At 49.6% G+C, this 21,678-nt stretch carries 19 protein-coding genes; 1 reads left to right on the top strand and 18 read right to left on the bottom strand.

Going from position 1 to position 21,678, the window contains the following annotated elements; genetic code table 11:
- Positions 1-132: 132 nt before the first annotated feature.
- From ilvC to FYJ52_RS02690, 14 genes are all read right to left on the bottom strand, one after another.
- Positions 133-1,152 (bottom strand): ketol-acid reductoisomerase, encoded by a 1,020-nt coding sequence (gene ilvC, locus FYJ52_RS02625; RefSeq protein WP_154575700.1) that lies wholly within the window; start codon positions 1,150-1,152, stop codon positions 133-135.
- Positions 1,153-1,361: 209 nt separating this feature from the next.
- A complete protein-coding gene (locus FYJ52_RS02630; RefSeq protein WP_154575701.1) occupies positions 1,362-2,726 on the bottom strand; it encodes an NCS2 family permease in 1,365 nt (454 codons plus the stop codon).
- A 99-nt stretch (positions 2,727-2,825) separates the two neighbouring features.
- Entirely contained in the window at positions 2,826-4,397 is a 1,572-nt protein-coding gene (locus tag FYJ52_RS02635; protein ID WP_154575702.1) for an alanine/glycine:cation symporter family protein, read from the bottom strand.
- 201 nt (positions 4,398-4,598) lie between these two features.
- The gene (locus tag FYJ52_RS02640; protein WP_205960738.1) at positions 4,599-5,747 is read right to left on the bottom strand and encodes an aldo/keto reductase; all 1,149 of its coding nucleotides are present in this window, start codon (positions 5,745-5,747) and stop codon (positions 4,599-4,601) included.
- A gap of 57 nt (positions 5,748-5,804) precedes the next feature.
- Complete coding sequence (locus FYJ52_RS02645) at positions 5,805-7,448, bottom strand: amidohydrolase (RefSeq protein WP_154575704.1); 1,644 nt, start codon at positions 7,446-7,448, stop codon at positions 5,805-5,807.
- 17 nt (positions 7,449-7,465) lie between these two features.
- Entirely contained in the window at positions 7,466-8,719 is a 1,254-nt protein-coding gene (locus FYJ52_RS02650; RefSeq protein WP_154575705.1) for an MFS transporter, read from the bottom strand.
- Between the two features lie 28 nt (positions 8,720-8,747).
- A complete protein-coding gene (locus tag FYJ52_RS02655) occupies positions 8,748-9,902 on the bottom strand; it encodes a tyramine oxidase subunit B (protein ID WP_154575706.1) in 1,155 nt (384 codons plus the stop codon).
- A gap of 28 nt (positions 9,903-9,930) precedes the next feature.
- Complete coding sequence (locus tag FYJ52_RS02660) at positions 9,931-10,770, bottom strand: ABC transporter permease (protein WP_154575707.1); 840 nt, start codon at positions 10,768-10,770, stop codon at positions 9,931-9,933.
- 4 nt (positions 10,771-10,774) lie between these two features.
- Positions 10,775-11,674: an ABC transporter permease gene (locus FYJ52_RS02665; RefSeq protein ID WP_154575708.1), complete on the bottom strand. Its 900-nt coding sequence runs from the start codon at positions 11,672-11,674 to the stop codon at positions 10,775-10,777.
- Positions 11,643-12,794 carry an ABC transporter ATP-binding protein gene (locus tag FYJ52_RS02670; protein WP_154575709.1) on the bottom strand — a complete coding sequence of 384 codons (1,152 nt, stop codon included), beginning with the start codon at positions 12,792-12,794 and terminating at the stop codon, positions 11,643-11,645. Before FYJ52_RS02670 ends, FYJ52_RS02665 begins: the two co-directional genes overlap by 32 nt.
- Positions 12,795-12,814: 20 nt before the next feature.
- Positions 12,815-13,156 (bottom strand): P-II family nitrogen regulator, encoded by a 342-nt coding sequence (locus FYJ52_RS02675; protein ID WP_154575710.1) that lies wholly within the window; start codon positions 13,154-13,156, stop codon positions 12,815-12,817.
- Between the two features lie 92 nt (positions 13,157-13,248).
- A complete protein-coding gene (locus FYJ52_RS02680) occupies positions 13,249-14,349 on the bottom strand; it encodes an ABC transporter substrate-binding protein (RefSeq protein WP_154575711.1) in 1,101 nt (366 codons plus the stop codon).
- Positions 14,350-14,590: 241 nt separating this feature from the next.
- Positions 14,591-16,099 carry a Na+/H+ antiporter NhaC family protein gene (locus FYJ52_RS02685; RefSeq protein WP_154575712.1) on the bottom strand — a complete coding sequence of 503 codons (1,509 nt, stop codon included), beginning with the start codon at positions 16,097-16,099 and terminating at the stop codon, positions 14,591-14,593.
- Positions 16,100-16,128: 29 nt separating this feature from the next.
- Entirely contained in the window at positions 16,129-17,283 is a 1,155-nt protein-coding gene (locus FYJ52_RS02690; RefSeq protein WP_154575713.1) for an iron-containing alcohol dehydrogenase, read from the bottom strand.
- A 176-nt stretch (positions 17,284-17,459) separates the two neighbouring features.
- On the opposite strand from FYJ52_RS02690, the gene FYJ52_RS02695 reads away from it, so the two are divergent.
- Positions 17,460-18,275 carry a MerR family transcriptional regulator gene (locus tag FYJ52_RS02695; RefSeq protein WP_154575714.1) on the top strand — a complete coding sequence of 272 codons (816 nt, stop codon included), beginning with the start codon at positions 17,460-17,462 and terminating at the stop codon, positions 18,273-18,275.
- 6 nt (positions 18,276-18,281) lie between these two features.
- Here FYJ52_RS02695 and FYJ52_RS02700 read toward each other — a convergent pair whose 3' ends face one another.
- From FYJ52_RS02700 to FYJ52_RS02715, 4 genes are read right to left on the bottom strand one after another with little or no spacing between them, the layout of a single operon-like run.
- Positions 18,282-19,418, bottom strand: a complete 1,137-nt coding sequence (locus tag FYJ52_RS02700) for an NAD(P)/FAD-dependent oxidoreductase (protein WP_154575715.1) — start codon at positions 19,416-19,418, stop codon at positions 18,282-18,284.
- On the bottom strand, positions 19,415-19,744 hold the full coding sequence (locus FYJ52_RS02705) for a (2Fe-2S)-binding protein (RefSeq protein ID WP_154575716.1): 330 nt from the start codon (positions 19,742-19,744) through the stop codon (positions 19,415-19,417). Before FYJ52_RS02705 ends, FYJ52_RS02700 begins: the two co-directional genes overlap by 4 nt.
- Positions 19,745-19,756: 12 nt before the next feature.
- Positions 19,757-21,331, bottom strand: a complete 1,575-nt coding sequence (locus FYJ52_RS02710; RefSeq protein WP_328598751.1) for an FAD-dependent oxidoreductase — start codon at positions 21,329-21,331, stop codon at positions 19,757-19,759.
- Between the two features lie 7 nt (positions 21,332-21,338).
- On the bottom strand, positions 21,339-21,656 hold the full coding sequence (locus FYJ52_RS02715; RefSeq protein ID WP_154575718.1) for a (2Fe-2S)-binding protein: 318 nt from the start codon (positions 21,654-21,656) through the stop codon (positions 21,339-21,341).
- Positions 21,657-21,678 lie beyond the last annotated feature (22 nt).

Consider the following 21,678-nt stretch of genomic DNA (forward strand, 5'->3'; position numbering starts at 1 on the left):
CGCCGGTTCTAGTATTTCTTGATGTGTCATTATAAAAAAAAGGCATAGCCAAAATGTGATCGTATCATACAAAAAACCCCTGCCGATTGAAAAAATCAAATCGACAGGGGTCGTTGCGTTTGAATCGATCAATTAGTTGTTGATCAGTTTGTCGTCGTCGCTCCAGCTGTAGAGTTTGCGAATTTCTTCGCCAACCTTTTCTGAAGGATGATTCAATGCTTTCTTGCGCATTGCCTGGAAGTGAACCTGGTTGCCAGCGCTCATTTCAAGCAGGAAGTCTTTTGCGAAGGTACCGTCCTGGATGTCTTTCAGGATGTCGCGCATCGCCTGTTTGGTCTGTTCTGTTACAATCTTCGGACCTGAGATGTAATCACCGTATTCAGCAGTGTTGGAAATGGAGTAACGCATGCCCTTGAAGCCTGACTGATAGATCAAGTCGACGATCAGTTTCATTTCATGAATAGCTTCGAAGTAAGCGTTTCTCGGGTCGTAGCCAGCTTCGCAGAGGGTATCGAAGCCAGCCTGCATCAAAGCGACAACGCCGCCGCAGAGAACAGCCTGTTCGCCGAAGAGGTCTGTTTCCGTTTCGGTTTTGAAAGTCGTTTCGAGGATGCCAGCTCTTGCAGCGCCGAGGCCTGCCCCATAAGCCAGTGCCATTTCCAGTGCTTTGCCGGTTGCATCCTGTTCAACAGCAACAAGGCATGGAGTCCCTTTGCCAGCGACAAATTCGCTTCTAACAGTATGGCCAGGAGCTTTTGGTGCGATCATTGTAACGTCGACATCTGCCGGTGGAACGATCGTGCCAAAGTGAATGTTGAAGCCATGAGCAAACATCAGCATGTTCCCTGCTTCCAGATTTGGAGCAATGCTTTCTTTGTAAAGATCAGCCTGTTTTTCATCGTTAATCAGAATCATGATGATATCAGCCTGTTTTGCTGCTTCTGCAGAGGTGAATACTTCGAAGCCTTCATCTTCTGCCTTTTTCCAGGATTTGCTGCCTTCGTACAAACCGACGATGACATCGCAGCCTGAATCTTTCAAGTTCTTTGCGTGGGCATGGCCCTGTGAACCGTAACCAATAACTGCGATCTTTTTGCCTTTGAGCAGTGAGAGATCACAATCTTGTTCATAAAACATTCTTGCTTCAGCCATTTTATGATTCTCCTTTTGATCTAATTTGCATATTGTATACGATTTTTGTTTCGCATTCAATACACTTTTTGAAAACACTTATCATTCTAATGACAAAGTTTCCCCTTGTCAAGGGCTTTTGTATTGTTTTATTCTTGTATACAATTACAAATTTTCATCTGTTTGCTACAAAAAAAAGCCGGTCCTCAGACCGGCTCCGTTGTACACCTTTAGATGAAAATGTACTTGAGAATAAACAGAATCGAAACGATGATCATGGTAATCGAAACCTTTTCCTTTTTGCCGGTCAAGAGATTGATCAGCGTGTAAGAAATAAAACCGATGCCGATGCCTTCAGAGATGCTGTAGGTCAGCGGCATGAAGGCCAGGCAAAGGAAAGCCGGGATGCCTTCTGTCGGATCGAAGAAATCGATTTGTACGACATTCTGAATCATTAAAAAGCCAACAATGATCAAAGCCGGCGCTGTCGCAAAGGACGGAATCGCCAGGAAGATCGGCGAGAAGAACAGCGCAACCAGGAACAAAAGTGCGACGATGACGCCCGGCAGACCGGATCGGCCGCCTTCAGAAATCCCGATAGAGCTTTCAACAAAAGTCGTGACCGTCGACGTTCCGAAGCAAGCCCCGATGGTCGTCCCGATCGCGTCTGCAAGGAGTGCACCTTTGATGCGCGGCAATTTGCCGTTTTCGTCAATGTAGCCGGCCTTCACCGCACAGCCTGTCAACGTGCCCAGGGTGTCAAACAAATCGACAAAGAGGAACGCGAAAATGACCGTGAGGAAATCGAAGGAGAAAGTTTTCGGCAGCTGCATTTTCATAAACGTCGGTGCCATCGATGCAACGCTAATGCCGTTCGAGAAATCCGGGATCAGCGAGTAAAGTCCAAGTTTCGGCATCGGCACGTAAAACCCTAACAGCTCGCAGACAATGCCGGCGGCCCAGGTCGCAAGAATGCCCAGCAGTACGCTGCCGCGCACGCCTTTGACCAGCAGAATGGCCGTAAAGATTGTCCCGATCAGTGCCAGGGCAACCGTTAGACCGAGGGTCGCATTGGTCGCCGTACTCCATTTGAACATGGTAACCAGCGTCGAATCGTCGTTGACGACGATGTTCGCGCTCTTCAGACCGACCAGCGCGATAAACAGCCCGATCCCGGCGGATATGGAAAGCCGCAGGCTCTTGGGGATTGAATTGAAGATCGCTTCGCGGACGTTGGTCAAGCTCAGGACGATGAAGATGATCCCTTCGACGAAAACAGCAGCCAGGGCCACTTGCCAGCTATAGCCCATTTTGATGCAGACTGTGTAAGCGAAATAGGCGTTGAGCCCCATGCCCGGTGCCAGTGCGAAGGGGTAGTTGGTCAGCATCGCCATGATCAGCGTCGCGACGGCTGAAGAAATTGCCGTTGCCGTGAAGACCGCTCCCTTGTCCATCCCTGCAGCAGATAACAGAGAGGGGTTCACTGCGAGAATATAGGCCATGCCCATAAACGTCGTGAACCCTGCCGTGACTTCAGTCCGCAAGTCTGTGCCGTACTCGTCAAAACGAAACCACTTTGCCAGTTTTTCTTTCATTGATGATTCCTTTCCACAGATTATTCTGTTTCACATAAAATAAAACCATTAAGACATCATTAAGATTATCAGAACAATCTGCAAATTTCAAGCTTTTATTTAAGCTTTTATAAGGATTTCTCTACGATCAATTGGGATGTTGTGATGCACGCTTTTTTTATCTTCTAACCTCGTCACTGCATGAATATGTTTCTCATAGTCTGAATACGCTTGATCTCCAGGCAGCGGCGGTGTGTCGTAAAAAGGTGCAAACCCTGCCTCGATCTGACCGATTCCCATGTAGCGCGCTTTGAAATCTTTTAATAACGTCCAAAAATCACGCCGCAGTAAAAAAATCGAAAGCAGGTTAGCAAAAACTGGAATGGCCAAGGTAATATCGACAATGGCCCAGAACAATTCTGGCCCATTGCCCGTCAAAACAATCGATGAGACGATCACAATATTGGGCAGCGGAAACAGAAAGCGGAAAGCGCTGATGACGCGGTCCCTTACTTTGGGCCGATGTCTCAAAAAATGCTGAATGATCGACAAATAGTAAGAGAACCAGCCAGAAGTCGTCGTCAGTCCAAAGAAAAACATCATGATCCCGATAAAAACGACCCCGATTTGTCCATAAGCATGCTGGAATGCAGAAATGGCCAGGCTGGCGCCCATCGTTCCGGAATTCCAAACCCCTGAACAAAGAACAGAAAGCGCCGTCACCGTACAGATGATTATCGTGTCCACAAAAACTTCTGCCGCTCCCCATAGCCCCTGCGCAACAGGATGGGGCGTATCGGCTGATCCGTGGATGAGCGGCGACGATCCCTGCCCTGCTTCATTGGAATTGATGGAGCGCGCCAATCCTGTTCGAACGGTCGCCGCCACAGAAGCCCCAATGAATCCGCCGCTTGCCGCTGTCGGTGTGAAAGCTGATTTAATAATCATCGCGAACACTGCCGGCACCCGGCTTAAATTTAACGCGATGATGCCGACACCGCCCAGCAGATAAGCGACGCACATAAAAGGCACCGCCCGGGATGCAAATTTGGCGATGCGCGGCACCCCTCTATAAATAATATAAAAAAGCAGTTCCGAATAGACCAAGGTAAAGGCGATCATGTTGATTCCAAAACACGTATTTAAAGACTCGGCTATGGAATAAGCCTGGGAGCCGCCGAGGAACTGCAAAATAAAACCGACCCCGAATAATGCGGCTAAGATCCAGCCGGAACGATGTCCGTGCTTCTTTACCAATCCCTTTTCGAGAAAATACGTCGTACCGCCGTAAAATTCGCCTCGATCATTTCGGCTTCGGTAATAACAGCTGAGCGAGGTTTCGACACATTTGACGATCATACCGAAAAACGCCCAGATCCAGATCCAAAACACCGCGCCGGGGCCGCCCGTCGCGATCGCCGTCGCCACACCCGCGATATTGCCGTTGCCGACGGTCCCGCCGATGGCGATACAGGCTGCCTCGAATGAGGAAATGTGCGCCTCCCCTTCCCTGTTCCTGCTTTTATCTCTAATTGATCGGCCCAGCGTCTGTTTTAATATATAAGGCAAGTGCGCAATCGTGAAGCCCTTGCTCCGAATAAAGAAATAGCCGCCGACCGCAATGATAAAAATCATGAAAGGCAGGCCCCAAAGCAAACTGTCAATAGCTTGAACTGTTTTAAGATACTGCAAAACGTTTCTCTCCTTTTTGATGATTTCTATAAATTAACGGATTGAAGTTTTAATGTACAGAATCAAGTTCATCTATCTGTTCTTTACCGAACATAATTGGCCATTTGTCTGATTAGGCCGTACACGTTTGATCAAACAGGCAAATAAAAACAGCGCCGCTGGAAATGATCAGCAGCACTGTCATGTGATCTTATGATTTTCTTATTCTCCAAATATTTTCTGCGCCCTTTTCATGCGTTCTCTCACCGCCACACCAAAAGGACAATTGCGCTCACAATAGCCGCAGTGGATACATTCGGAGGCGTGGTGCGCCAATGCCTGATAATGGCCTGCTACCGTTTCCGGGACGGACGTATGGGCCTCCGCCAAATCCAAAAACTTATTCACCGCAGCCACATCGATAGCAACCGGACAAGGCTGGCAATGGCCGCAATACATGCACCGCCCCGTCACGGAAAAATCACGAAGGGTTAAGATGTCGCTGTAATCTTTCTCCGCATTCGCTATCGTATCGTACCGAAGGGCTCCCTTTAATTCATCGACCGATTCAAAGCCGAGGATTACCGAGACCACAGCCGGCTTATCCAATGCGTATTTCATGCATTGGTAAATGTTCATCGCTTTGCCAAAGGGTGAGCGCCCGCTATCGAGCAGCGTCCCGCCTCCGAAGGCTTTCATCACGGTAATGTCAATGTTATGGGAATCGCAATAGGCGTAAAAATCAAGGCGTTTCGGATTGATTTGAGCCGTTTCAAGATTAAAATCCTTGCCTTCGATCATGCGGTCAATATCCGTTATCTCCGCGTTTTCCATATCGTAAGCCGGATTGATGCTGAACATACACACTTCCATTCCTGGCAGCTCAGCCATTTTTTTCGCAATAACGGGATCGTGGGAGGAAAAGCCAAGACGTTTAATCACTCCGTTCTTTTTTAGTTCAGCAGCATAATCCCACGTCCCGCCTTCGATAACTTTTTGATAATCCGACTTGGTATCCACATAATGGATCATCCCGATATCGATATAATCCGTCTTTAAACGCGTCAACAGGTCTTCGAAGGACTCCTTAACTTCGTCCAGATTTCGTGTCCGCTTGTACTGCTCATTCTGCCAGATCGCGCCGAGGTGCCCCTGAATTTTAATCTGATCCCGTCTGCCGAAAATCGCATGGCCGACGCGATCGCGGACGTCTGGCGCCGGCATATAAAAATCGAGCAGATTGACGCCGGCGGCCATCGCTTCATCAAACAGCAGATCGGTCGCTTCTTGATCTAAATCCTCTAAATGTTCCGCACCTATTCCCAGTGTGCTGTACACTTCATCGCTGTGCGCGCTTTTTCTCATTTCCATTTGAAAATTCCTTTGCTTTCTACATAACCCGCTCATCCTGTCAAATCAGGGGGCGCTTCATTGATGTCTTTTATAAACTTGTTTGCCGGCAATCCAAACACTTTTGACCTTCGTTTGAAACAGCTTGCGCTTCTCTAACGTTGTCACATCTTGATCGAGCGCGATAAAATCCGCTCTTTTCCCTGGCGAGAGCGCGCCGCGCATCTCGTCGACGTCGTTTTGTATCGCGCCGCCAACTGTTAAAATTTTCAACGCGTCGTCAACTGAAATGCACTCTTTAGGTCCCAAAACACCTGCATCTGTAAAATCCGGGTGCAGGCGATTAACCATCATATGCAGACAAAGCATGGTATCTGGCGGCACGGTCACCGGAAAGTCTGATCCCTGACTCGTCGTGACGCCGCTTTTGACAAATGATGCGACGGGATATTCCGCTGCAGCCCTTTCTTCGCCGAGATAGGGGACCTCTAGGGCGTCGTAATAAACCGGATCTTTCCAGTGCCAATAGGGATTGACAACAGCAACGATGCCCAAACGTTTCATCTTTTCAATTTGATCCGGCGCGACGACTTGAAGGTGCGTGACCGCCACATGGAAACCACCCTTCGGCTTCGGCAAAGTTCCTTCCGCTTTCTCAACAGCCGTTAATATCGCGTCGAGCGCTGCGTCGCCAATGGCATGGACGTGCAGGTGGAAATGTTCAGCCAATACTTTCTTTACGATCCCATTGAGCACATCTTGATCCGGATAAACACAAGCGCCGCAGTCTCCCGGCGCGTCGCTGTAGTCGTCTCTTAAATAGGCCGTATGCCCTTCAACCACCCCGTCCATAAACATCTTAATCGTATCGAAGGAAACGTGGGGATTATCGCGGAATTGCTCTCTGAGCTGCAGGCTTCGCTGAATGACTGCATCCGGATCACCCGTTTCCCGGATCGCTTGTGAGACGTGAAAATCTAAGTATAACCGTCCTTCTTCCGTCAATTCCTGATAGGCTTGAACGATATCGTCCACCTTCGCTTCCACCGCCATCATCGGTTCGTAAACCGAAGTAACGCCATAACTCAGCGCCATATCTTGATAAGCGATAATGGCTTTTTTATAGGCGGCTTTGTTCATCTCCGGCATGGCCGGCTTCGCCAAGGCTGACGCCGTTTCTTTAAGCCAGCCCGTCGGTTTGCCGTCAGCGTCTTTGACAATTTCGCCGTTGAGAGGATTGGGCGTCGACTCGTCAATTCCGGATATTTCCATCGCTTTGGTGTTGACCCAATAGGCATGATGATCTGAACTGGCCATGACAATTGGCCGATCTTTTTCGATTTCATCCAGCTGAGATGCCCTGGGGCCGTCCGCATCAAACACGCCGTTTTCAAAGCCGCAGCCGTAAATGTACTGCGCATCTGGGTGTTTTTTGATCCAATCCGAAATCTGAGCCTGATACGCCGGCACCGTTTTGCCGTCGACAAAGGGGCCGAACAATAATTCGACCATTTGATTCACATGGGCGTGGCCTTCTGTAATCCCCGGCATAATCAAACCGCTTCCGCAATGTATTTCGTTTGTTTGATGATTTTTGTAGGCTTCAATCTGTTTTGCCGTCCCCAATGCCAAAACCCGGCCTTCTGAGATGACCATCGCTTCCGCCAACGGGCACCGATCATCTCCTGTCCATATTTTCCCGTAAACAATTGTCCGTTCCATTGGATGCCTCTTTTCTTTCAAACCCTCTTGCCATCAATGCGACACGTCTCTTTTGAGCAAAGCCATGCTTTTTCCCCGGTGTGTGCCGGCACTTTCAGCATTCTGTTCAAAAAAACAAGGGAAACCGCACTGATCACAATCGACGTCGTCATTAACGCATCAAATCCAAAATGCGAATAAATAGCACCAGAAGCCGTGCTCGCCACTGCATTGCCAATACCATTGGCAAATAGATTCACCATGGACGTGCCCTTAACCGCATCAGCTTCTGGTAAATATTTCTGAATAAAAAATACTGACCCCGCATAATAAACCGATAGGCCCAAAAGCTCAAAACCCTGAACCAATATCAACACTGGGACGCTCGCAGCGACAGCTGTGGCAAAGGCTCTGATGACACAGAAAATACCCATGAGCACCATCAAATGTTCCAAAGAAATTTTCTTTCGAACGCGGTAAAAAAAGATAGCGAGGGGAATTTCCGCCGCTGCGATGACAAATTGAATCAATCCGTATTCAAACTGGGTGCCGCCAAGATAATGAATTTTATCAACTAAAAACAAGGTATTCATACTGAATCCCGCAAAAATAAACAGACAAGCGAAAAGGTAACATCGGTATTTAGGGAAATCCCGGATCAGTTCCCACACTGATCTCGGTCGATCGTCCTTCTTTTCTTTTAGGTGGCGACGCGTATACGAATGCACATCGACTTTATCCATCCCCGTATTTATTATCACCATCAATCCAAGAGAAATAGCTTGATAAACGAGTAAAGCGTTCATTCCCCGTCTTTCTGACAAGATGCCAAGAAGAATGCAAAACAACGCCCACGACGCGGAGCCGGCAGCCCTGGAAAAGGTATAATTGAGCCGGCGACCCGAATTCATGTAATGCAAAGACAGCGCGTCGATCATCGGCTCGAGGCAATGGATCGTCGCGCCAAATAGGATCACGACAATAACCGCCAGCCAAAATGCATTGCCAATCGATAAAAAGAGAATTGTCGCCAATAACCCAACGACCGATAAAAGATTGATAATGGTTTTTAAGGGAACGGTTTCGACGTGCCGATCTGCAAAACTGCCCAGCAGCAGTTGAAAAACCATCACCGAAATGTACTTGAATGTGTTTAACACCCCGATTTCAGCAGCTGAAAATCCTTTTGCCTCTAAAATCGGCGTCAAAAATGCCATGGCTGATGCGGCAATCATCCAAAACGTCCATTGGAGGAGGCTGTACTTAAATGTCAATTTCCTTTCATATTGCATGAGCGGGTACCTCCCTTGCGGTGATGAATTAAATCAGAGCGGGCTCATCCCACAGTGTCAGCTGCGTTCCAATTCCCTTTTTCAGTGCTTCGCGATAACAGACGGTTCCCCAGCCGATGTCGAGAATCGGCATGCCGCCGACGGTGACCATAAAAATTTCGTCGTCAGATTGTCTGCCGGGAGCTTTTCCCAAAAGAATGTCGCCCAATTCCGGCACGTCGTCTTCAGTCAAAATCCCTTCTTCTATCGCGTGGACACATTCCATGCCGGGGCAGCCTGAAGTTTTTCTCACGCCCTTTGCATCGTATTCAGTGTAGGTTTTCAGGTAGCCCGCGTACATGCCGCGGTTGTCGACCACTTTTCTGAATTTCTGCATCGCAGTATCCTCGTCCGAAAAGGCCATCGTCCCCGAAGAAATGATCGTGCATCCCGGCTTGATCCAGTTCGTTTGGAGCACGGGCCAGGTTCTGCCTGCGACTGAAACCGCTTCGAGCACAATGTCTGCATTTGCGACTGCAGCTTTAGCGTCTGCGCAAATCTCTGTTTTAATCTGCGAATATTTTTGATTGAGGCGCTGCTGGGTTGAGGCCGCGCTTTTGGAATGAATGGAGCTGCCTAGAATCCGGACAGATTGAATGGAATCAAAAACAGCCATTAACGCGTCAAAGCTCGTGTGATTGACAACGCCGGCGCCCAGTAACGCGACGACTTTCGGCTGCGACGCCGCCAATGTTTTGGCCACCAGCCCAGGAACGGCTCCGGTTCTGACGGCTGAGAGCAAATTGGCCGACATATAGGCCAGGGGCTGTCCGGTTTCTACATCGTTGAGGGTGAACATTAAGATCGACCTCGGCAGCCCCCGCCCGATATTGCGCCCATTGGAGCCGTACCATTTTTCCCCTGCCATGTGAAAGGTGCCGCCGAGATAACCCGGCATGGACATAAAACGCCGATCCCGCGAGTCCTCCAACGGAAAATCTGGAATCGGCGATTCTTTTGGAAAGATGAGCTGAATGCCGTGTTCACGATGACTTTTTCCTCCCATCAGCACATCATCCTGACTCAATAATTTAAAGACTTCCGCCATGGTGTCAACACAGCGTCCGATGTCGGTGACACCGGACGCGATCATGTCCTGTTCATTTAAATAAAGGAACGCAATTTTGCTGTTATTATTCGTCATGTGATTCTCCTTTAGCTTGTGAAGGCTTTCAAGCTGAAAATCTCGCTGCTTTTTCCCGTTCTTTTCTGATTTTTCGCATCTGAATTTGATCCCGAATTAAATAAATCAGAACCCCCGCCATACAGACAGCAAAAATAATAGTAGTCAAGGCATTGATTTCCGGTGACACGCCCTTTTTGACCATGGAATAGACGCGAATCGGCAAAGTCGTGATTTCGGCACTGGTCAGAAAACTGGTCACAATCAATTCGTCAAGCACCAACGAGAACGACATGAATGCGCCGGACAAGACGCCGGGGACAATCGCCGGCAGCGTAATGTGCATGAACGTATAGAAGCGGTCTGCGCCCAAATCCAAAGAAGCCTCTTCAATAGACGGGTCCATCCCGACAAGTCTTGCCCGAACTGTGATGTACACATAAGGAAGAATCAAAGTCGTATTCCCAATTATAATGGTGCCGAGCCCCAGCTTCATCCCTGAAGCGTCAAAGAGGAGCAGCAAGGCAACGGCCAGAACAATTTCCGGGATGACGATCGGAAAATAAATGGATTCGCTGATGAACTTGCTTCCTGGAAATTTGGCGTCTCTCAATCCAACCGCGCCGAGGGTGCCGATGATCACCCCCAACACCGTCGCCAGGAGGGCGACAAAAAGCGTTATGCCGAAAATTCCCCACAGCTCTGAATCATTAAACAGCATCGCGTAATATTTCGTCGTAAATCCTGACCAAACCATGTTCACCCGGCTGTTGTTAAAAGAGTACGCGATCATAACAGCGACCGGCGCGTAAATGAAAATCATCAGCAATACCGTATAAATCGTCGAGGCAATGTGTGCAGCCCTTTGCTTTTTTTCTCTTCTGTTCATTTTTTCACCCCAAATCGTCCAGATTGCCGCCAACTTTTTTATAGACCCAAACCATTAACAAAATGACGACTGCCAAAACCATTGCCAGCGCCGCGCCGAATGGCCAGTTTCTGGAAATCGTAAACTGTCTGTAAATCAAATTACCGATCATCATGTTGGTGCCGCCGCCGAGCATATCGGTGACCATGTAGTAGCCGATACACGGAATAAACGTTAATAGCACCGCTGCGAAGATACCTGGCGATGTCAGAGGCAGCTGCACTTTGAAAAAGGTTCGGACGGGTCCGGCACCCAAATCCTTTGAAGCTTCTATTAAGGCCGGATCGAGCTTTTCAATGGACGAAAACATCGGCAAAACCGAGAACGGCATAAACATGTAAAGCATCCCAACTGTTACGGAAAAATTGGTGTACAGCATGGTTAAAGGCTTTGAAATCAATCCCAACTTCATCAAAATGGTGTTGATTATGCCCGACTGATTAAATAAAATAACAAAACTGTAAATAATGACGAGACCACTGACCCACATCGGAATCATCATCAAAATCATGAACAAGCCTGAGGTTTTTCTTTTCATTTTGGCCATGATAGACGCAAAGGGATAGCCCAATAATACAGTCAATATTGTGGTCCAAAACGCGATGATCAGTGATTCCTTAATGACGTTAATGTACATCGAGCTGAAAATATTCCGGTAATTATCAAGGGTCGGTTTGTAAACCACAATGCCCAGCGGCCCTTTCGACATAAAACTCATCACGGCTAAAATGACGACCGGTACAATAATAAAGAGAATCGACCAGATGGTGATCGGTCCATTCATAATGATCGATGCCAGCCGAGCCTTGGCTGTTTTTTTATCCTTGCGCGCTTTAGGCTTCGGCCGCATATCCTTCTTCTTCATCTTCGTCACCTCCCTTGATGTCCCGGTGAGAATCGGTGTTGACTAAATTGCGTGTCTTCAGCACTTTGCCCTTTTCTTTTTCCCAATAGAGGTAAATCACTTGACCCGGTTCAATCATCTCATCTTCACTAAAGCGATTGATTTTAAATTCAGTCCCGTCGTTGAGTGTCACCATCATCTTAACGAGGTTGCCGACAAAGACGTGGTCTTTTACCACGCCACGTATGGAAAAGCCCGGCTGTCTTTCCTGTGAAAACAGCGTATCTTCCGGTCGAACCGCAATACTGACGGCATCTCCGGTCTCAATGGTCTCGTCATCTGAAACGCCAAGGGCGTTGCCCACTTCTGTGCCAACCTGAATGCCCGTATCGTTTCTGCCGACAACGACCGCGTCGAGAATATTTGATTCGCCGATAAAACCGGCCACAAACCGCGTCGCCGGGTGATTATAAATTTTCTGAGGCACATCGATTTGATCGATCACCCCTTCATTGATGACGGCGATTCGGTCGCTCATGGTCAGCGCCTCTTCCTGATCGTGGGTGACATAAACGAAAGTGATCCCCAGTTTCCTCTGGAGGCGCTTTAATTCGATCTGCATCTGCTTGCGCAGCTTCAAGTCCAAAGCCCCTAGGGGTTCATCGAGCAGTAGAACCTTCGGCCGATTGATGAGCGCCCGGGCAATTGCCACCCGCTGTTTCTGCCCGCCTGACATTTGATTGATCCGGCGTTTGCCAAACCCGTCGAGCTGGACCAATTTCAGCATTTTATTGACCCGCTCGGCAATCTCATCCTTCGGCACTTTTTTAACTTTCAGGCCGTAAGCAACATTGTCAAACACGTTCATATTCGGAAACAATGCGTAATTCTGAAAAACGGTGTTGACGTCCCGTTCGTAGGGTTCTTTTTTTTCAACACTTTCCCCCTCGACGCGGATGACACCCGAAGTCGGAAGCTCAAACCCGGAAATCATTCGGAGGGTCGTCGTTTTTCCGCATCCGGAAGGCCCCAGAAGGGTTAAAAACTCCCCTTCCATAATATTCAGATTACAATTTTTTATGACATGATTCGCACCATACCATTTTTCGACGTTAATCATCGATACAATTGGTTTTGCCATCCCTTTTCACCTGCCGTTCATCAATTAATGGCGTCGAGCCCGCGTTCACTGGTTCGAATCCGCATGGCATCGAGCACATCCGTAATGAATACTTTGCCGTCGCCGTTGGTTCCGGTCCCAATCGCCGTCGCGATATCCGCCAACAATTCGTCAACTTTTTCATCTTCAACAACAGCGAAAACAAGAATTTTGGGGAGAAGATTGATGTCATCCCCGGTAAAATTCATTTCCGGCAGATAACCCCGCTGGCGGCCGCAGCCCATCACGGAGCTGACCGTCATCCCCTGACAATTATGGGTCGCAAAGATTTCTTTTAATCCGACTAGTTTTTCTGGCCGTGTCACGACATCAATTCGTTTCATTGTGTTTGCCTCCTAAAATGCAACCAGCCGCCAACGATGGTTTTGCGTCATCGTTGACGGCTGGTTCTTTTTTTATCTAATTTAAATTATACTTAATTGCTGCTCTTGGCTTTGTCGCCCATCAAGTCTGTGTAGTAGGTATCCATGATATTGATCTGTTTATCATTGACCGGTACACACCAAGATTTGCTTTCCATTTGTTCAGCCAGGCTGATCGACGGGTTGTTGTAATAATCTGCCCCTAAATATTTTTCCATGGCGCTTTTTTCTTCAAGCGGCGTGCCGCCATATTCCTTGTAAGTCTTCGCCAGTTCTTTCGGACTTAAAATGAAATTAATCAGCTTTTGCGCTTCCGCTTTTTTCTTAGATGATTTTGGAATCGCCCAGTATTGCTGGAACCGTTCGTACCCTTCGGTCAGGGGAACACATTCAAATTTATCCCAATTGGCCTTGCTGTCATTGCACAGTGTCGGGTAGTCCCAGCAGAATGCGACGGAGCATTCGCCATTTTCGAGCTGCGACACAGCGGATTCGCCAACAAAGGCTTTGACATTGCCTTTGATGCTTCTGAGTAAATCATTGGCTTCTTTGATTTCTTTCTTATTCGTCGAATTCGGTTTGTAACCCAGCGCCGTTAACGCTTCGCCGTAGAGGGAAATCGTCGAATTGACCATTGCGACCTGACCTTTCAGAGCCGGATTGGCCAAATCCTTGAAAGAGGTGATTTTGACCGGGCAGGTTTCTTTGTTGTAAACAACGGTGGTGTATCCCGGTGCCATATCGGCTACCGTGTACTGCATCTTTTCGTCCCCAGGTGCCCCTTTATTAAAATCACTAATGATGTATTTTTCATTGGTGATTTTTTTGTGATCGACTTTAGCTAATAAATCGTTTTTGATAAAAGGCTGGACGTAAGCACTTTCCAAGTCAATTAAATCGTAATCGGCATTGCCCTGAATCAGTTTAGACATCAAGGTGTCTGTGTTGTCAATATAGGTGACGTTAACGTGCGTGCCGGTTTCTTTTTCATAATCTTTAAACATCTGTTCCGACCACGTCCCAGACCAAACGATAATGTTTAAATCATCGCCTTTACTGCTGGACTGTGTACCGCACCCCGCTAAGGTCGCTGTCAATAGCACCACTGCTGTAACTAAAGCTGTGATCCTTTTCCAAAAACGTTTTTTCAGCATATCCGAACCTCCTTCTTTTACAATCCGCCTAATAAAAAACGCCAAGGAAAATGGCTAACATCTTCCTTGACGTTTTATATTAGGTCTTAATTTATTCTTATCATAGCGTCGAATAACAGCCTTGTCAAGAAAAAACGAAAAAATTTTCAGTGTATTTTCATTTTTTGCGTTCAAAATATCGTTTACATTCGCTAATTTTTCATCTCTTTTTTACATTTTATTTTATTTAAAATTTTGATCGTTACAGTACAAACCCTGCGATCAGATAGAGCACAGCCGAAATGGCGTCAGCGATGATGAAATACGGCAGTGACGTTTCGTACTGTTCGTAAATTTTGACGCGGCAGGCTCTCGCCGAAATGACGCCAAGGTCCGAGACAACGCAGGCATTGGCTCCGAAAAGGCCCGCTGAAATCAAAGCGCCGAGGCAAAGCGGTACATTGGCGCCGATTTTCGTGAGCACGACCATTAAAACCGGAATGGCAATTTGGTACAGGGTGTAATTCAAGCTGTAGAGATATTCAGTCAGGGAGAAGAACACGAACAGAATAAACGGAATCAAATTCACCATTGGGATGCCGCCGAGCACCGAATGCACGAAGGCTTCCATCCCCATGCTGTACATGACGTTTTGCATGATGTAGCCGATCATCAAAATAATGACCATGTCGCACATATCGATAAACCCGTCGACGATGCACTGAACGTATTCCTGAATTGTAAACAGCCCCTGACAGACGTAAAGCACGCCAGTGAAAACAGTAGCGACCATAAAGGCGACGAAACAATCGAGGCCGCTGGCAATCAGGGCAACGACGATACAGACAATCGGCAGAACCAAATTGAGCACGGAGCAATACTTGGTCCGCGGGTTGTCCGGATCGTAATCTTCTTCTTCCGATTCGGAGCCGTCGGTCAGCGCCCCCATCTGCACGCCGTCTTCCTCGATCATGCGGTAAGCTTCTTTCATCTTGCCGATTTTCGGCACAACGCCCACCGCAAAGAGCATGGCGATGACACAGGCGACGATTGCATAGAACATAAATGGGATGGTCTGGATGAAAATATGGGTGGCCGCCGCGCGGTTCGGCACATTTTTCGCCGCAGCGATCTGATAGACGACAAAATATCCCCACGCCCCGACGGGCAGCAGCTCGGACACGTTGATACTCAGCGTCCGGACAACGTAAGCCAATGCGAGCCGCGGCTTTTGAATCGCGTCGACGAGCGGCGAGAACGCCGCGCCGGCGGTCAGCGCCGAAACGTAATCGTCAATCGACGTGGCCCCGGCGTAAATCCCAGAGGTCGCGAGGATCGCCTTTTCACTCTTTCCAAAATGGCTCGTGACAAAATTTGTAAAGGCATTGGTCGCACCGCTGCGTTTCATCGCGATGATGATGCCGCCGCAGAGAAAGAAGGACATGTACATTTCGATGTTTTCCGAATCGGCGAGGCTGGATAATGTATCCTTCATAAAACCGTTTAAAAATCCGCCCTTATACCACAAAATATACATCGACAGCGTCCCCATGAGTAAAGAACTCATGACGTCCTTGGTGACCAGCGCGTAGACGAACAGGCCGGCCAGCGGCACAAAGATCAGAATCGACCCCTTTGTCACCGACTGCGGGATCAGCCACAGGATCACATTGAGGATGATCCAGAACGTCCAAAGCTTGACCATCTTCTTGTCGATGTGCTTCGGGTTCATACAATACCCGATGCGCTTGAAAATATTAGCTGTTTCCATTGTGTTTCCTTTCAAAAAAGCGCGAAGCTTTACAGCCGGCCTTCATAAACAGCCGTCATCACATCCACAAAATCTGTTTCGTTCATCATCACCGGATTGTCTGCCGTTTCGTCTGCGTGGGCAGCCGTCTTGGCAAGCCGCGGAAAATCCTTTGGGTTAACTTTATCGATGTCCGAAAATTTCGGGATGTTTAGCTTTTCAGCAAGTTCCGCCATCCTGTCAATTCCAGCGATTGCAAGAGCCTCCGCACTGTCCCGGGTGCTGCCTGCGCCCATGGCCCGAGCCACGTCGGCATAACGATCGGCAGCACCCTTTACACTGTATCGCGAGACTGGGGCGAGAAACATCGCATTGGCTACACCGTGAGGAATATCGTAATAGCCCCCGAGGGCTTCCGATATGGAATGCACCGAGGCCACATCCGCATTGCCAAAAGCCATCCCCGCCATCGTGCTGGCCGCCATCATCGCATCGAGGGCTTCGGGATCGTGGGTTTCGACAGCTTTAATGATGTTGTCTGAAATCAAACGGATCGCTGAAAGGGCGATGCCGTCGGTCAAGGGGTTGGCCGCCTTGCAGACGTAAGCTTCAACCGCGTGAGTCAGAGCGTCCATTCCGGTTGACCCGAGAATCGCTCCCGGCAAATGATCGATCACTGTCGAGTCGATGATCGCTGTCGTGACCGAATTTTCCCGACCCCAAATGCAATCCTTTTCGAGGGTCTTTGTGTTGTTGACAATGGATTCGTGGGTCACTTCGCTGCCTGTGCCACAAGTCGTCGGCACGCAGATCAGCGGCGCGATCGGATATTTGAGGTTGCCTTCTGTCCAGTCGGCGCAGGCGCCGCCATTGGTCATCAATGCCCCGATCGCTTTGGCCGTATCCATCGACGAACCGCCGCCGATGGCGATCAGGTAATCAATATCATGATCCTTCGCGTAGGCCGCGCCCCGTTCAATATCGACATCTCGCGGATTGGGCACGATGTCGGTCCAGACTTCTAAATTCATATGTTTCGCTTTTAAAGCGTCGATGATCGGATCGACTAGGCCAGTTGCCATTAACCCTTTGTCTGTAACCACCAATCCTTTTTTTCCTAGCTTCTGCGCTTCGTCGGCAATCTGATTTAAACTGCCCCGTCCAAAAATAATCTTCGTCGGTGTGAAAAATTCAAATGCGTTCATTGACAACCTTCTTCCCTGAATCCTTTTTCAATTAAAAAAGCAAAGATGCACCTGGAACCAGTTGCGCCTTTGCTTAGTCATTCGGATCGATAAAACTTAATTAAATTGTACTTTTATTATAAAGCTTGGTGTTATACTAAAGTCAAACTTTTTATTTCTTTTTACGGGAGCTCACTATGAAAAATAAAGAAACCTTTCGCATCGGTGAATTATCCAAATTGTTCGGTGTCAGCACTGATGCGATCCGCTACTACGAAAAAGTCGGCATCCTAAGCCCCAAGCGCAATGCGGCAAACAATTATCGGTATTACACGCTGGACGACGTCCGAAAGATTCTCACCATTCGAGAGTTGCTCAGTCTCAATTTCTCCACAGATCAAATCCGGGATTTTCAAGAAAATCGCAGCATTGCCAAAACTCAGGAGATGCTGAGAGAAGAATTATCTGTCGTCAACGCGGAAATCGTCGCCTTATTTGAAAAAAAGCACAGCATTGAGACCCGAATTGCCGCCATCGAAGGCAGCCTTTCTTTAAAGGCCGACGAAACCGTGCGCTGTCTGAATCTCGAGGACCGGAATTGCCTGATGATCAGCCAGACCAATTTGCCCGATGATTACGTCGATTATTTTGTCACACGCTACATCCACGCCCACAGTAACCGCATCGACACCATCGGCGCCTGCGACTGCTACACGCTGGATCTCGCCGGCAGCAATCCTGACTCCCCATACTACCGCACCGAAAATATTTTCTTCTACTCGACCAATCAGCTTTACCAGACGAATTACGTCCTGCCCGCGGGAAAATACCTGTCTCTCGTCTACCAAGGTGAGCTGTCCCGAACGAAAATACTCATGCCAAAACTTTTTGACTACGCCGAAAGCCACCACTTAAAAATTGCCGGCGACCCGATCGAGATGTGTCATCTCGACGAGTACGAAACCGACAATTGTGATGAATTTATTACGGAGCTGCAGCTCCCTGTGAAATAACCGCGTTTATTGATAGGGATCGAAACGGTCGTAGCGCAGGGCGCTCATATCGACAACCGTTTCTTCGCCCATGGCCATCTGTGCCAAAATCAAGCCGACCGCCGGCGCGGATCCAAATCCGTGTCCAGTAAAGCCACAGGCCAGAATCAGTCCAGGCACCACGTCGACCGGGGAGATCACCGGCACCCCGTCTAAACACATATCGAGCCAGCCGCCCCAGGAGCGGACGATTTTTGCGTCCTTCAGCGCGGGGATATACCCTTCAATAGCTCGGCAGCTGGACGGCAGGGTCATCGAAATGGTTTTGAACTCGTTCAGCGGCATGTCCATGCTTTCTTCGAGACCACAGTCTGAACCAAAAACAAAGGAACCGTGTGTCGTTTGGTGGCCGTAAAAATTAGCGTCGGCCGTCCCGAGCATCTGCGGGAACATTTCCGGCTGCGCTTCCGTGACCAGCGCCTGATCGAAATAACGGGTCATCGGCACATCGATGCCGACGGTCCGAACGATGTAGCGGCTTTCGTAGCCGGCCGCCACGATGACCGTATCCCCTTCGAAGACCGTGCCGTCGGTGAGAACCACCTGGCGCAGGCGGCCCTTGACCTTCTTTAAGGACTGAACTTCCGCACCGGTGTAATACCGAACCCCCATCGACAGGGATTTTTTGTAATAGCCGAGGGTCGCCATCAGCGGGTTGGCGTGACCGTCCGTCGGGCACCAGCTGGCGCCGATAATATCGTCGGAAAGATATGGGTTGATTTCCCGCACTTCGTCGCCGTCAATCATTCGGACATCCAGGCCGACTTTCTTCGCATTGTCCGCCAGGGTCTGCAGTTTTTCGAGATGCTTTTCTGTTTTGCCCAGTCTCAAATTGCCCTTTTGGGTGTATTCCACATCGACGCCGAGTTCTTCGGAAAGCCCCGGCCACAAATGTTGAATCCCGTACATGACGTAAGGCAGTTCCCTGACGTCGCGGCCGCTCTGGCGGACGCCGCCGCCGTTTCGGCTGGAGCCGCCGTGTCCGATGCTGTCTGAAGCTTCCAGCACGATCACGTCCTTAACGCCTTTCTTTGCTAAATAGTACGCAGCGGCGCAGCCGTTGATGCCCCCGCCGATGATGATGACATCTGCAGTTTGATTCATGCTTGTTCACCTCCGTCTTGTCCAGCAATTTCCATTTCAGTCGGGCGCATTGGCGCGCGGCTGGTCGCCGGCGTCACGTCCGTCGGGGCCACGCCCAATTCTCTGGCGACAATCCCCTTGACGAGCTTCCCGCAGGTCTGGCCCTGGCAGAGTCCCATGCCGCAGCGCAGGTACCGGCGCAGCTCTTCAATCGTAAACATGCCTTCGTGAACGGCCTTTCGAATTTCACCTTTGGTGACTTCTTCGCACCGGCAGACCAGCAGATGGTCGTCGTCAGCCGGCACGTAGGGGCCGATTTTTTTCAATACTTCTTGAATATCTGTCATCTCAGTTCTCCTTTAGTCCCGGCTTTTGAAAAAACGGGCCTGCATCAATTTTTCGTTGGGTACTTTGATCGTCAAAAGGTTGGTGTGATCGAAGGCCTTGGCGCTGCGGATCTTCGTGACTTCCGCTTCGCAGACTTCCTTTCCGTCCCGGCCAAGGGCAATGCCCTTGTCACCTTTCTCCGGCAGCGGCAGGAATTCGTAAGGCATGGTCACTTCGCCGTAGCCCGGTTCCACATCTTCTTCGACGAGGAAGATGGCCTGCCCTGAGCAGGACGCCACGCACATGCCGCAGCCGGTGCATTGACTGCCTTCTGTCACAACCGGCAGGGACGTAATGTTGTCGCCGATGGAGATGCAGCCGAATTTGCAGGCATCCTGACACGGATTGCACGGAATATTCTGGGTGCATTCGATCACCGGATGGATGCCCTTTTTATGGGTCACCCCCGGATAGCGTTCAATTTCATCGTCGGAGACAAAACCTTTTTCCAAAAGATTTTCAGAAATGGCAATGCCCTCTTCGGTTTCGGTGATTTTCTTGCCGCGGTTCTGCGGTGCGAACATCCCCTGGCGCAGCGCGTCCAAGGCTTTTTCCTGTTCGCCAATGCGCTTTGCTTTTTCGTCTTCGTCGATATACCCGAGGTAATTCGCCACGGCAAGCCCGGCAATGCGCCCCTCAATCATCGCAGAGCTGGCTTCTTCGATTCCGGTAACATCTCCGGCGGAGAAAACCCCGTCGATGGAGGTCATGCCGTCTTCGTCGATCACCGGGACGTAGCCGCCTTTGGTGTCGTCCATGTCGCAGCCGGCCATGCTGAGCAGCTGTGCCATCGGCGAGAGGCCCACTGCCAGACAAATGGTATCCACGTCGAAATGTTTTTCGCTGCCCGGTTTGATTTTCCAATCCGGTCCGACTTCGCCGATGACCACACCAGTCACGTGGTCGTCCCCTTCCGCGCGCATAATCGTGTGAGACAGATAGAACGGCACACCGCAGCGGGCCACTTTTGACGCGTGCACCCCGTAGCCGCCGACTCTTGGCGCCGCGTCGACCAGCGCGACGACGTCGCAGCCGGCCTGCATCAGCTGATAACTGACGACCAAGCCGACGTTGCCCGTCCCCAGCATGAGAATCCGTTCGCCGGGCTTGACGTGGTGCAGGTTCATCATCGTCTGGGCCGCGCCCGCGCCGATGACCCCCGGCAGAGTCCAGCCGTCGAAATTGACCATGTTTTCGCTGGCGCCCGTTGCGACTAAAACGCTGTCGCCCTGAACGTGTTTGATTTCATCGCCGATGCGCACGGTCACTTCCTTGCCGTCATAAAGACCGGTAACCGTCGCGCCGAGCACGACTTTTACCCCCACGGATTCCGCTTCTTCGAGCAATTGTTTGCCGATATTGAACCCGCGCATCTTGGCTTTGTGTTCCTTGGAGCCGAAAAATTTATGAATCTGTTTAAACAGCTGGCCACCAGGTCTAGCGTTTTCATCGAAGACAACCGGCTTGATGCCGCATTTTGCTGCTTCGATGGCGGCGGAGAGTCCTGCCGGTCCAGCGCCGATAACGATCATATCGTAGCGTTCTATTTTCATTTTACACGTTCCTTTCTGCTGATACCCCGTACTGAGTCCGGACATCTGTCCCTTCTTCGAGTGGCGTGATGCACGTTCTGATATTGGGCTTCCCGTTAACCACCATGACGCAGTCGGTGCAGCGGCCGATGGCACAGAAAATACCGCGCGGCTCATGGCGCTTCGCGGTGTAGCGGTGAACCATGACCCCGGCTGCCTTAAGGGCTGCGGCGATGGGTTCGCCTTCATAACCGGTCATATCCTTGCCGTCAAAGGTAAAGTGAACGCGCTTGCGTTCCGGTGTTTCACCTAAAATGGGATGATTGGTGATGCGTTTCATATTAATCTCCTTTTTTCTCTAT

Source organism: Pseudoramibacter porci, from assembly GCF_009696145.1.
GTDB classification, from domain to species: domain Bacteria; phylum Bacillota; class Clostridia; order Eubacteriales; family Eubacteriaceae; genus Pseudoramibacter; species Pseudoramibacter porci.

What these genes read in the sequence shown, in the direction of transcription:
- FYJ52_RS02660 (WP_154575707.1), bottom strand. Translation starts at nt 10,770, where the DNA reads ATGAACAGAAGAGAAAAAAAGCAAAGGGCTGCACACATTGCCTCGACG.
- FYJ52_RS02665 (WP_154575708.1), bottom strand. Translation starts at nt 11,674, where the DNA reads ATGAAGAAGAAGGATATGCGGCCGAAGCCTAAAGCGCGCAAGGATAAA.
- FYJ52_RS02650 (WP_154575705.1), bottom strand. Translation starts at nt 8,719, where the DNA reads ATGCAATATGAAAGGAAATTGACATTTAAGTACAGCCTCCTCCAATGG.
- FYJ52_RS02680 (WP_154575711.1), bottom strand. Translation starts at nt 14,349, where the DNA reads ATGCTGAAAAAACGTTTTTGGAAAAGGATCACAGCTTTAGTTACAGCA.
- FYJ52_RS02695 (WP_154575714.1), top strand. Translation starts at nt 17,460, where the DNA reads ATGAAAAATAAAGAAACCTTTCGCATCGGTGAATTATCCAAATTGTTC.
- FYJ52_RS02655 (WP_154575706.1), bottom strand. Translation starts at nt 9,902, where the DNA reads ATGACGAATAATAACAGCAAAATTGCGTTCCTTTATTTAAATGAACAG.
- FYJ52_RS02705 (WP_154575716.1), bottom strand. Translation starts at nt 19,744, where the DNA reads ATGACAGATATTCAAGAAGTATTGAAAAAAATCGGCCCCTACGTGCCG.
- FYJ52_RS02630 (WP_154575701.1), bottom strand. Translation starts at nt 2,726, where the DNA reads ATGAAAGAAAAACTGGCAAAGTGGTTTCGTTTTGACGAGTACGGCACA.
- ilvC (WP_154575700.1), bottom strand. Translation starts at nt 1,152, where the DNA reads ATGGCTGAAGCAAGAATGTTTTATGAACAAGATTGTGATCTCTCACTG.
- FYJ52_RS02700 (WP_154575715.1), bottom strand. Translation starts at nt 19,418, where the DNA reads ATGAATCAAACTGCAGATGTCATCATCATCGGCGGGGGCATCAACGGC.
- FYJ52_RS02670 (WP_154575709.1), bottom strand. Translation starts at nt 12,794, where the DNA reads ATGGCAAAACCAATTGTATCGATGATTAACGTCGAAAAATGGTATGGT.
- FYJ52_RS02715 (WP_154575718.1), bottom strand. Translation starts at nt 21,656, where the DNA reads ATGAAACGCATCACCAATCATCCCATTTTAGGTGAAACACCGGAACGC.
- FYJ52_RS02640 (WP_205960738.1), bottom strand. Translation starts at nt 5,747, where the DNA reads ATGGAAATGAGAAAAAGCGCGCACAGCGATGAAGTGTACAGCACACTG.
- FYJ52_RS02675 (WP_154575710.1), bottom strand. Translation starts at nt 13,156, where the DNA reads ATGAAACGAATTGATGTCGTGACACGGCCAGAAAAACTAGTCGGATTA.
- FYJ52_RS02645 (WP_154575704.1), bottom strand. Translation starts at nt 7,448, where the DNA reads ATGGAACGGACAATTGTTTACGGGAAAATATGGACAGGAGATGATCGG.
- FYJ52_RS02690 (WP_154575713.1), bottom strand. Translation starts at nt 17,283, where the DNA reads ATGAACGCATTTGAATTTTTCACACCGACGAAGATTATTTTTGGACGG.
- FYJ52_RS02685 (WP_154575712.1), bottom strand. Translation starts at nt 16,099, where the DNA reads ATGGAAACAGCTAATATTTTCAAGCGCATCGGGTATTGTATGAACCCG.